The sequence below is a fragment of the Curtobacterium sp. MMLR14_010 genome (genome assembly GCF_001865015.1).
GTDB lineage: Bacteria > Actinomycetota > Actinomycetes > Actinomycetales > Microbacteriaceae > Curtobacterium.
This window is the reverse complement of sequence record NZ_MJGV01000012.1, coordinates 38,131-49,287: the sequence shown is the minus strand read 5'-3', so window position 1 is coordinate 49,287 and position 11,157 is coordinate 38,131. Positions and strand designations below refer to the sequence as shown.

Here is an 11,157-nt window from a genome sequence, read left to right as displayed (position 1 = left end):
AGTGACGGCCTGACGCCGCCCACCACCCTGACCAGCACGCGTGGTTGTCTGGACCGATGCACGTCTTCCTGACCGGCGCGTCCGGCTACATCGGCTCCTCCGTCCTCCGCGCACTCGTCACCCACGGGCACCGCGTCACCGCCATCGTCCGCTCCGACGAGAAGGCCCAGGTCGTCCGTGACGCGGGCGGCCACGCCCTCGTCGAGGACGTCACCGACACCGAGGTCGTCGAACGACTCGCACACGAGGCCGACGGGGTCGTCCACACCGCCAGCGCCGCCGAGGTCGACCCGGACTTCGTGCGCACGGTCCTCGGCGCGCTCGAGGGCACCCCGAAGCCGTTCGTGCACACCGGGGGGATCTTCACCTTCGGTAACTCGACGGACATCTCGGAGCAGTCGCCCGTCTCCCCGCCAGCGCTCACCGCGTGGCGTGGCCCGAACGAGGCCCTCGTCCGTGCCAGCAGCGCGCGCACGACGATCGTCGCCCCGGGCATCGTCCACGGCCGTGGCGCCGGCATCCCCCAGATGTTCGTCGGCGACGGTGAGCACGAGGTCCGACTGGTCGGCGACGGCTCACAGCGCTGGACGACGGTGCACGTCGATGACCTGGCCGAGCTCTACGTCCTCGCGCTCGAACGCGGCGAGCAGGACGGGTACGTCCTCGCCGCGACCGGGGACAACCCCACCGTGCGGGAGATCGCCGAGGCCGGAGCACACGGGTCACCGGTCGTCGCCGAGAGCGTCGACGCGTCCCGCGAGCGGCTGGGCGCCGACTTCGCGGACGCCCTGCTCATGCACCAGGAGTGCTCCGGTGCGCACGCGCGCTCGGCCTACGGGTGGTCGCCGACCCGCCCCACGCTGCTGCAGGACCTGGCCGCGACCCACTGACGGACGGGAGGCTCGGTGCCAGCTGGCACCGAGCCTCCAGTCCGCCCTGTGGTCGCGACCGCGACCGCGACCGCGACCGCGACCGCTCAGTCGAACGTGTTCGTCATCGCGTGCGCAGCGCGGTCCAGGTAGCCCCAGAGCTCGGCCTCGTCGAGGGGCGCGAGCTCGAGTGACTCGACCGCGTCGCGCATGTGGAGCAGCCAGTGCTCCCGGGCCTCGGAGGTGATGCGGAACGGGTTGTGCCGCATGCGGAGGCGGGGATGACCGCGTTCCTCGCTGTAGGTGCCCGGGCCGCCCCAGTACTGCTGCAGGAACAGCGACAGGCGGCTGATGGCGCCCTCGAGGTCGTCCTGCGGGTACATCGGCCAGATGACGTCGTCGGTCTGCACGCCCTCGTAGAAGCGGCGGACCAGGCGGTCGAAGGTCGGGGCGCCGCCGATGCGGTCGAAGAACGACCCCGACGCCGACGAGCCACCGAGCCCGACCCGCAGCGTGATCGGCTGCCCGGCAACACCAGCAGCCCCGCTGACAGGAAGGCCACCGGGACCGCCGACGGGGAGACCTGCCGGCCTGCCGACGGGGGGACCGCCGGGGGCACCGCTCGGGGAGGGCAGGTCGGTCATCGGTCGTCCTTCCGGGGCTCAGGCTGGCCGGTGTCGATCGGCTGCCCGTACACGTTCGTCTTCCGGCCACGACGCGGCTGCTTCGTCTGCGGCACGGGGGTCGGCTGCGTCCGCGCGGTGCGGAGGCCGTTGATCGAGGTGGCGTTCTCCCAGCCCTCCGGCATGATCATCGCCATCGCCGGCAGGGTCACGCCGAGCTCGTCGACCGCGCGCTTGAGCCGGATGCGGAGCTCGCGGCCGACCACGTCGAGCTCGGATGCACGGGTCTTCACGACGAGGCGGAACACCATGCCGTCCTCGCTGATGGACTGCAGGCCCCAGATCTCCGGCTTCTCGACGATGCGCTGGCGCCACCGGGGCTCCTGCGACATCCGGACGGCGGCGGCGAGCAGGGCGTCCTGCACGGCGTCGATGTCGGTGTCGTACGGCACGGTGATGTCGACGAGCACCCGGGACCACCCCTGCGAGAGGTTGCCGACCCGCAGGATCTGGCCGTTCGGCACGAACCAGAGGATGCCGTTCACGTCGCGGATCTGCATGACGCGCAGCCCGACGTTCTCGACGACGCCGGTGGCCGGCCCGGTGTCGACGACGTCACCGACGCCGGCCTGGTCCTCGAGGATCATGAAGACGCCGGAGAGCAGGTCCTTCACGATGGACTGCGCTCCGACGGCCAGGCCCGCCGCGACGAGCGACGCGCCACCGACGATGCCGACGGCGGCGTTCGGGATGGCGACGGGGATGATGATCGCGAGCGCGATCACCACGACGATGACCGTCGCGAGGTTCTCGAGCACGCTGCCGAGCGTGCGCGTGCGCTGGACCACGCGGGCGGTCTGGATCGGGGACGCGATGAGCGCCTGGGTGTCGTCGGCGCCCTGGCGCTTCTTGACGCCGTTCACGATGCGCCCGACGACCTGGTTGATCATCCGACGCAGGATCAGCCGGAGCAGGATCGCCGCCAGGATCGTGATCACGATCGTGATCGGTGTCTGCCAGGCGTCGACGAACTGGGTGAAGGTGTTCGACGCCCACTTCGGGACGTCCGTGGTGTCTGCAGCCAAGATCATGTCCGGTCGATGGTAAGCGGACGGGGTGTGGTGTCCCTGGAGGAACACCACACCCCGTCGTGGTTCAGCGGTTCGGACTCAGACGTCCGCGGCCTGCACCCGGAGGGCACGCTCGGTGCCCGCGAGGTTCTCGGTCACGATGCGTCGGAGCGCCGGGGTCTCCGGGTGGGCCTCGAGCCAGGCGGCCGCGGCGTCACGGAGTTCGACCGAGGCGAGCGGCGCCGGGTAGAGCCCGGTGACGATCGTGTCGGCCATGTGGTAGCTCCGTTCGGCCCAGATGCGCGTCAGCACGTCGAAGTACCGGGGGACCAGGCCCTCGAGCACGACGGGCGCGTTCGTGTGCTGGAACCCGACCGTGATCTGGCGGACGATCGCGTTCGGCAGGGCGTCCGAGTCGACGAGCGACGAGAACGCGGCGAGCTTGCCCTCGGCGGTGGGGATCGTCGCACGAGCACGTGCGGCGGCCTGCTCGCCCGACGCGGTGCGGTCGGCGGCGAGTTCGGCGTCCACCTCGGCGTCACCAGCGGCGCCCGCGAGCACGAGGCCCTCGAGCAGCTCCCAGCGCAGGTCGGTGTCGATCTCGAGTCCGCTCAGCGTGACGGAACCGTCGCGCAGGCCGGAGAGCGTCGCGACGTGCTCCGGGGTCGACGCCACCTGGGCGAAGAACTTCACGAACTGGAACTGGGCGTCCGAGCCGGCCTCGGCCGAGGACGCCAGCTGCCAGAGCGTGTCGCCGACCGTGTGGACGGTCGCGTCGGACGTCGCCGGGGCGACGTAGTTCCGCGCGGTCAGCAGCAGCTGCGAGAGCGTGGTGCGGATCGTCGTGGACTCGGTCTCCGTGGCGATGTTGCCGAGGACCAGGCGGACGTAGTCGCCGGCGGGGGACTCGGCGTCGCGGGTGGCGTCCCACATCGCACCCCAGACGATCGAGCGGGCGAGCGGGTTCGCGATCGAGGCGAGGTGCTCGATCGTGGTGCGACGGGACTGCTCGTCGAGGCGGATCTTGGCGTACGCCAGGTCGTCGTCGTTGAGCAGCACGAGGTCACCGCGGTGGGTGCCGACGAGCTCGGGGACCTCGGTGCGGGCACCGTCGACGTCGATCTCGACACGGGCGGCCCGCTCGAGCTTGCCGCCGGCGGACGCGGTGTCCGCACCGAACGGGGCCGAGGGGTCGTTCGTGAACGCGTAGACGCCGATCGCCAGGCGGTGCGGGCGCAGCGTCGGGTAGTCCGCCGGGGCTTCCTGCAGCACGGCGAAGGACGTGATGACACCGTCCGCGTCGGTCTCGATCTCGGGGCGCAGGGTGTTCACGCCGGCGGTCTCGAGCCAGAGCTTCGACCACTCGCCGAGCTCACGGCCGCTGGTGGCCTCGAGCTCGACGAGCAGGTCCGCGAGCTCGGTGTTGGAGTGGTGGTGCTTCTTGAAGTACGCGGAGACCCCGGCGAAGAAGGCGTCGATGCCGACCCACGCGACGAGCTGCTTCAGGACGGAGCCGCCCTTCGCGTAGGTGATGCCGTCGAAGTTGACCTGGACGTCCTCGAGGTCGTTGATCGTCGCGACGATCGGGTGCGTCGAGGGGAGCTGGTCCTGGCGGTAGGCCCACGACTTCTCCATGGCCTGGAAGGTGGTCCAGGCCTCGGTCCACTCGGTCGCTTCTGCGGTGGCGATCGTCGACGCCCACTCCGCGAAGGACTCGTTGAGCCAGAGGTCGTTCCACCACTTCATCGTCACGAGGTCGCCGAACCACATGTGCGCGAGCTCGTGCAGGATCGTGACGACCCGGCGCTCCTTGATGGCGTCCGTGACCTTCGAGCGGAACACGTAGGTCTCGGTGAAGGTCACCGCGCCGGCGTTCTCCATCGCACCCGCGTTGAACTCGGGCACGAAGAGCTGGTCGTACTTCTCGAAGGGGTACGGGACGTCGAACTTGTCCTCGTAGTACGCGAAGCCCTTGCGGGTGGTCTCGAAGACGTAGTCGGCGTCGAGGTACTCGGCGAGCGACTTCCGGGCGAAGACGCCGAGGGGGATCGTGCGGCCGTCGCTGGAGGTCAGCTCGCTGCGGACCACGGCGTACGGGCCGGCGATGAGCGCGGTGATGTAGCTCGAGATGCGGGTGGTCGGCGGGAACGCCCACGTGGCGACGTCACCGTTGACGGTGGGCTCGGGCGTGGGGGAGTTCGAGACGACCTGCCAGCGCGACGGCGCGGTGACGGTGAAGGTGAACTCGGCCTTGAGGTCGGGCTGCTCGAACACCGCGAACATCCGGCGGGAGTCCGGGACCTCGAACTGGGAGTACAGGTAGACCTCGTCGTCGACGGGGTCGACGAAGCGGTGCAGGCCCTCGCCGGTGTTCGTGTAGAGCGCGTCGCTGACGACGACGAGCTCGTTGGTCTCCTGCAGGTCGGCGAGCTGGATGCGGACGCCGTCGTTGACCGCTGCCACGTCGAGCTCGGTGCCGTTCAGCGTGACCGAGTGCACCGTCCTGGTGATCGCGTCGATGAACGTCGACGCGCCGGGCGTCGCGGTGAAGCGCACGCGGGTGGTGCTGCCGAAGGACTCGGCGCCGCGCGTGAGGTCGAGCTCGACGTCGTACGACTGGACGTCGACTTCGCGTGCGCGTTCCTGGGCTTCGATTCGGGTGAGGTTCTCTCCGGGCACGGACGCTCCATCTTCGATGCGGGCGCGGACGATCGATGTCCGCGCAGCTGTGTCCCACTCGGCGTCGTGCACCGCGGGACGTGTCGGAACCAGCCTAGCGAGCGCGCGTACGCTCGCACCCGTGACCGAGACGACTGTGGACAAGACCGAGACGACCCGTACGGCTGTGGACTTCTGGTTCGACCCGAACTGCCCGTGGGCCTGGATGACGAGCCGGTGGGTGGAGGAAGTGGAGCGCCACCGCGACCTCGACGTGACCTGGCACGTGATGAGCCTGTTCGTGCTGAACGAGCACCAGGACATGCCGCCGGAGTACAAGGAACGCCTCGAGCAGGGCCAGGTCTACCCGCGCCTGGTCACGGCAGCGCGGCTCCGGCTCGGCGACCAGGTCGTCAAGCCCCTCTACGACGCCCTCGGTGAGCACATCCACCACCGCCAGGAGAAGGACCCCGCGCAGGTCGTCCCCGCCGTCCTCGCGGAACTCGGCCTCGACGCCGACCTCGCCGACGCGGCCTGGTCGGACGAGGCCGACGCCGCCACCCGCGAGAGCCACCGCGACGGCATCGAGCGCGTCGGTCAGGACGTCGGCACGCCGGTCATCGCCGTCGACGGCGTCGCGTTCTTCGGCCCCGTCATCTCCCCGGCGCCGAAGGGCCAGCAGGCACTCGACCTCTGGGACGGCGTCGTCGCAGTAGCCCGGTACCCGGGCTTCTTCGAGCTCAAGCGCTCCAGGGACGTCGGCCCGATCTTCGACACGGCCGCCGCCACCGACTGACGGGAGGCTCGGCTCGGCCCCGCCCCGCGCCCCGCGTCCGGCGAGACTCGGCTCCGCGGACACCGCGCGGCTTCCGGAAGCCGCATGCTGTCCGCCGGGCCGAGACTCGGGCGCGCGGCGGCCGCGCGGCGCGCGGCGGCCGCGCCGCCGCCGCGGCCGTCAGGACAGCGGCAGGCGCATGAGGGTGAGGTCGAGCCAGCGGTCGAACTTGCGCCCGACCTCGGGCAGCACGGCCACGACCTCGAACCCGAGGCGCTCGTGCAGGGCGATCGACCCGGTGTTCGTGCTGCAGATGCCGGCCATCATCACGTGCAGGTCCTGCCCTCGGGCATGGGCGACCAGGGCGCGCATGAGCTCGGAGGCGATGCCGCGTCCCCGGAACGCCGGCACCACGTAGACGCTGTGCTCGACGGTGTGCCGGTAGCCCGGGTGAGGGCGGAACGGCCCGTACGACACGTAGCCGGCGACCTGCCCGTCGACCTCGGCGACGAACACCGGCAGCCCCGCCGCACGGCGCTCGGCGAGCCAGCCGTCGAACCACTCCCGCGGCCAGGGCTCGTCCTGCCAGATGGCCGTCGTGTGCAGCACCGCGTCGACGTGCAGGGCGTGGACGACGTCGAGGTCGCGCGGCTCGCAGTCCCGGACCGTGACCGCTCCCGGCTCGTCCGTCGCATATGCTGTCGTCATGTCTCAGATCGTAGACGACGCGGGCGCGGAAGCGGAACACGACGCCGGGGCGGAAGCGGGACACGAGCCCGCGGACGCCGCCGACCAGCGCCGCCTCGGTGCCCGCTTGCACGCGCTCCGCGACGACCGTCGGTGGAGCCTCACGGAGCTCGCCGAGGAGTCGGGCGTCTCGCGCGCCATGATCAACCGCGTCGAGCGCGGGGTGTCCAGCCCGACGGCGACCATCCTCGGCCGGCTGTCCGGCGCGTTCGGCCTGACGATCTCCCAGCTGCTCGACGGCTCCCACGAGACACACGCGCACGCCGAGACGGAGCCAGCCGACCCCGACGACGCGACCGGCGTGCAGCGCGCCGCGACCGCCGACCACTGGACCGACCCGGACACCGGGTACCGTCGCCGTCCGCTCTCGAGCGCGGAGTTCCCCGTGGACGTCACAGAGGTGCGCCTCCCGGCGGGTCGTGCCGTGACCTACCCGGCGTCGGCGTACGCGTTCCTGCGCCACTGCATCTGGGTCGTCGACGGCGCGCTCGAGCTGGTCGTCGGCGGCGTGCCGACGACCCTCGGAGCCGGCGACCGGATCGAGCTCGGCGACCCCGCCAAGGTGACCTACCGGAACGACGGTGAGACCGAGTGCCGGTACGTCGTGGTCGTGGCGAGGGGCGCGCGCGGCCGGGAATAGGATCGGTCCATGCGCATCCACCTCGGAACGGACCACGCCGGCCTCGAGTTCGCCAAGACCCTCGCCTCGCACCTCGCCGAGGCCGGACACGAGGTCGTCGACCACGGCCCGACCGAGTACGACGCGCTCGACGACTACCCCTCGTTCTGCATCAACGCCGCACACGCCGTCGTCGCCGACCAGCGCGCGGGCGTCCAGGCGCTCGGCGTCGTCTTCGGCGGCTCGGGCAACGGCGAGGCGATCGCCGCGAACAAGGTCGAGGGCGTCCGGGCAGCGCTCGTGTGGAACGAGTCGACCGCGCTCCTCGCCCGCCAGCACAACGACGCCAACGTCATCTCGCTCGGGGCCCGTCAGCACACCGAGGCCGAGGTCATCGACTTCGTGGACCTGTTCATCGCCGAGCCGTTCTCCGGCGAGGAACGCCACGCCCGTCGCATCGCGCAGCTCGCCGAGTACGAGCAGACCGGCACCATCGCCGGCAAGCAGGTCGACGCGTAGCAGGCCGTCGGGGGACACGGACCGTCAGCGGCACCGGGTAGAACAGGACGCATGCCCGAGGGTCACTCCGTCCACCGAATCGCCAACCAGTTCACCCGCCACTTCGTCGGCAAGCGCTGCGAGGTCTCCAGCCCCCAGGGCCGGTTCGCCGCGGGTGCCGAACAGCTCGACGGCAAGACGCTCATCGCGGCGCGGGCCGTCGGCAAGCAGATGTTCCTCGAGTTCGACGACGACCTGTTCCTCCGCGTCCACCTCGGGCTGTACGGCGCGTGGGACTTCGCCGGCGTGATCTCCACCGCCGAGGCGCTGTCGGACGACGACGACCAAGAGGAGTCGCTGTCCTCCATCGGTGCCCCGCGGCTCGCCCGCTACCGGATGGCCGAGCAGGAGAAGACCGAGGACCCGATCGAGGCCTTCCCGCCGGACCCCGTCGGCCAGGTGCGCGTGCGGCTCCTGACCGAGGACACCGTCGCCGACCTCCGTGGCCCGACGAAGTGCGTCGTGGAGACCCCGACCGAGGTCCAGCAGGCCCTCGACAAGCTCGGCCCCGACCCGATGAACGACGACGGCCCCGAGGCCGAGAAGGTCTTCGTCGAGAACATCCGGAAGCGCAACGTCGCCATCGGGCAGCTCCTGATGGACCAGTCCGTGGTGAGCGGCATCGGCAACATCTACCGCGCCGAGCTGCTGTTCCGGCAGCGCATCGACCCGTACAAGGTGGGCAAGAAGATCACCGTGAAGCAGGCCAAGGCGCTCTGGGCCGACTGGTCGAAGCTCCTGCACGACGGCGTCCGCGACGGCCTGATGATGACGATGGACGGCCTGTCCGCCGCCGACCACAAGAAGGCGCTGCGCTCCCGGAAGGACCGCCACTGGGTGTACCACCGTCAGGGTGAGCCCTGCCGGGTGTGCGGCACCGAGATCCGGATCGCCGACATGGCCGGCCGCAAGCTCTACTGGTGCCCGAAGGACCAGAAGTAGGGCGTCCCGTCACAGGTCCAGGTGCGTCCACCGCCCGGCGATCGCGGTGCCGAGCAGCCGCATGGACCGCAGCGCCGCCGAGGACGCCGCCAGCGGGTCCGCCTCGGTGAGCACCAGGTCCGCGACGTCTCCGACGGACACGCCGACCCGTCCGTCGGTCGAGCCCCGCCACGCGGCGAGCGCCGACATCCGCTCGGCGGGGTGCCACGGCTCGCGACCGTCGCGGTCCCGCCCGACGGCCGCGGCGAGCGACACCCACGGGTCGAGCGGCGCCACCGGCGCGTCCGACCCGAGGAGCACCTCGGCCCCCGCCCTGACCAGGGACGCGAACGCGAAGGCCCGGTCGGTGTCGCCCGCCCAGTGCCGGTCGGCGATGTCCCGGTCGTCCATGGCGTGCTCCGGCTGCACCGACGCAGCGACCCCGAGCCGGGCGAACCGTTCGACGTCGGCGTCCACGAGCAGCTGTGCGTGCTCGATCGTGCCGCGGGCGCCGACGGCCTCGAAGACGTCGAGCGCGAGCGTGTTGGCCCGGTCGCCGATGGCGTGGATCGCGGGGACGAGTCCGGCGTCGACGGCGCGGCGGGTGACCGCCACGAGGTCGTCGAAGGCCCAGGCAAGCGAGCCCGACCCGTCCACGAGCGCCGCGGTCCTGGTGCCGAGGGAACCGTCGGTGATCACCTTGAACGGCCCCATCGTGAGCAGGCCGCGGGTGCCGGGGACGACGTCGCCGGTGCGCAGCCCGCGGGCGATGACGTCGGACAGCTCCGTCGCGTACACACCGGACGTCACGCGGAGTGCGTCCGTCCCGCCGTGGATGCGACGGACCCAGCGGTCCAGCCCGAAGCGCATCTCGAGGTCGACGACCCGGGTCACCCCGCGCGCGGCAGCGGCCTCGGCAGCGTCCGCGACGTAGCCGTCGAGCACGGCGCCCGGCACGCTGGACAGCGCGCCGGTGACGTCGAACGCGTCCTGCTCGCGCAGGACGCCGTCCTCGCCGGCCTCGAGCGGCCGTCCGAGGACCCGGCTGAAGTGGGCGAGTGCGCTGGTGCTGCACCAGACGGCATGCAGGTCCGCGCTGATGACGACGGTCGGGAGGCTCGGTGCGGCCGCGTCGAGCAGCGCACGTCGGGCGGGGCGCGGCCAGAGCCCGTCCCGGTAGCCGTGGCCGATGAGGACCGGGTCCGCCACCCCGGTGCGGGCGACGTCGGCGAGGAGGTCGGCGGTCGCCTCGGCGGAGTCGCAGCCGGTGACGTCGACGCGGCGCCGGACGAGCGCCCACTGGTCGAAGTGCGTGTGGTGGTCGACGAGCCCGGGTCCGAGCCAGGCACCACCGGCGTCCACGACATCGGTGTCGGGGCTCGACGGTGCCAGGGTGCCGGCCGGGGCGATCGTGGTGACGACGCCGTCGGTGACGAGCACGTCGGCCGGGGTGCCGGAGGTACCCACACGGCGGACGGAACGGAGCAGGACGGCGCTCATCGAGCCTCCCGTCCTTCCGTGGTCTCGTGCACCCGCTCCATCTCGGCGGCGAGCGCCGGCGAGGCGTAGGGCCCGTCGCCGCGGAGCCCCGCGATGACGTCGTCGACGACGGCCGGGGCCTTGTTCTGCGACAACTTCGCGCGGGCGTCGAAGCGGGTGACCCGGATCCGGATGCCGACCGTGCCCTTCGCCATGCGCCTGGCGGTGTCCTCGTCGACCTGGAGCGAGACCGGGTCGGGCATCACCCGTTCGAAGTGGTCGACGAGCTCGCCGAGGACGCGGAAGTTCTCCTCGTCGGACAGGATCTCCGGCGTTCCCCACAGGTGCGCGGTGACGTGGTTCCACGTCGGGACGAACTGCGACGCGGGGTACCAGGCGGGGGAGACGTAGCCGTGGGGGCCCTGCACGACGACGAGCACCTCGTGCTGCCCGAGTTCGTGCGCCTGTTCGTCAGGACGTCCGACGTGCGAGACGAGCACGAGCTGGTCGGGGTCCTCGTCGGGGCCGGGCGCCTCGAGCACGAAGGGGTAGTGCGAGGCCACGAGTCCGGCGTCCGTGTGCGACACGATCGTCGCCCACGGGTTGTCGTCGACGAGCCGCTTCACCTCGGCGACGTCGGTCATCAGGAAGTGCGGTGTGTGGCGCATGCCCCGAGCGTGGCACAGCGGGCTGTCCCAGCGCGACAGGTGTCGTTTCGCGGGTGTTTCTGCCCGGTAAAAGTTTCAGAGTCCATTGAAAGAAGCCTTGCGGTCGGGATTCGCCCGGGCCTAGCTTTCCGGACAACGACGACCGGGCAGTGGACCGGACGCACCCGATC

The 11,157-nt window shown here is 71.3% G+C and carries 11 protein-coding genes; 5 read left to right on the top strand and 6 right to left on the bottom strand.

Annotation, left to right across the window (positions count from 1 at the left end; all coding sequences use genetic code 11):
- Positions 1-56 precede the first annotated feature (56 nt).
- Positions 57-890, top strand: a complete 834-nt coding sequence (locus tag BIU98_RS02060) for an NAD-dependent epimerase/dehydratase family protein (protein ID WP_071270704.1) — start codon at positions 57-59, stop codon at positions 888-890.
- Positions 891-976: 86 nt separating this feature from the next.
- On the opposite strand, the gene BIU98_RS02055 is transcribed toward BIU98_RS02060, so the two are convergent.
- From BIU98_RS02055 to pepN, 3 genes are all read right to left on the bottom strand, one after another.
- On the bottom strand, positions 977-1,381 hold the full coding sequence (locus tag BIU98_RS02055) for a globin (protein ID WP_071270755.1): 405 nt from the start codon (positions 1,379-1,381) through the stop codon (positions 977-979).
- A 128-nt stretch (positions 1,382-1,509) separates the two neighbouring features.
- The gene (locus BIU98_RS02050) at positions 1,510-2,583 is read right to left on the bottom strand and encodes a mechanosensitive ion channel family protein (protein WP_071270701.1); all 1,074 of its coding nucleotides are present in this window, start codon (positions 2,581-2,583) and stop codon (positions 1,510-1,512) included.
- Between the two features lie 78 nt (positions 2,584-2,661).
- The gene (pepN, locus tag BIU98_RS02045) at positions 2,662-5,241 is read right to left on the bottom strand and encodes an aminopeptidase N (protein ID WP_071270752.1); all 2,580 of its coding nucleotides are present in this window, start codon (positions 5,239-5,241) and stop codon (positions 2,662-2,664) included.
- A 205-nt stretch (positions 5,242-5,446) separates the two neighbouring features.
- Here pepN and BIU98_RS02040 point away from each other — a divergent pair, with 205 nt between their 5' ends.
- A complete protein-coding gene (locus BIU98_RS02040) occupies positions 5,447-6,016 on the top strand; it encodes a disulfide bond formation protein DsbA (RefSeq protein ID WP_254787766.1) in 570 nt (189 codons plus the stop codon).
- A gap of 159 nt (positions 6,017-6,175) precedes the next feature.
- Here BIU98_RS02040 and BIU98_RS02035 read toward each other — a convergent pair whose 3' ends face one another.
- A complete protein-coding gene (locus tag BIU98_RS02035) occupies positions 6,176-6,703 on the bottom strand; it encodes a GNAT family N-acetyltransferase (RefSeq protein WP_071270695.1) in 528 nt (175 codons plus the stop codon).
- Here BIU98_RS02035 and BIU98_RS02030 point away from each other — a divergent pair.
- Genes BIU98_RS02030 through BIU98_RS02020 form a run of 3 tightly spaced genes read left to right on the top strand, consistent with a single transcriptional unit; the run spans position 6,702 to position 8,861 of the window.
- Entirely contained in the window at positions 6,702-7,382 is a 681-nt protein-coding gene (locus BIU98_RS02030; protein WP_083392885.1) for a helix-turn-helix domain-containing protein, read from the top strand. The genes BIU98_RS02035 and BIU98_RS02030 overlap by 2 nt on opposite strands.
- A gap of 9 nt (positions 7,383-7,391) precedes the next feature.
- Positions 7,392-7,880 carry a ribose-5-phosphate isomerase gene (locus BIU98_RS02025; RefSeq protein WP_071270692.1) on the top strand — a complete coding sequence of 163 codons (489 nt, stop codon included), beginning with the start codon at positions 7,392-7,394 and terminating at the stop codon, positions 7,878-7,880.
- Between the two features lie 51 nt (positions 7,881-7,931).
- Entirely contained in the window at positions 7,932-8,861 is a 930-nt protein-coding gene (locus tag BIU98_RS02020) for an Fpg/Nei family DNA glycosylase (RefSeq protein WP_071270689.1), read from the top strand.
- Between the two features lie 9 nt (positions 8,862-8,870).
- Here BIU98_RS02020 and BIU98_RS02015 read toward each other — a convergent pair whose 3' ends face one another.
- Positions 8,871-10,340 (bottom strand): amidohydrolase, encoded by a 1,470-nt coding sequence (locus BIU98_RS02015; protein ID WP_071270686.1) that lies wholly within the window; start codon positions 10,338-10,340, stop codon positions 8,871-8,873.
- Positions 10,337-10,987, bottom strand: coding sequence for an FMN-binding negative transcriptional regulator (locus BIU98_RS02010; protein WP_071270683.1), 651 nt, complete (start codon positions 10,985-10,987; stop codon positions 10,337-10,339). The genes BIU98_RS02015 and BIU98_RS02010 overlap by 4 nt, the downstream gene beginning before the upstream one ends.
- Positions 10,988-11,157: the final 170 nt, after the last annotated feature.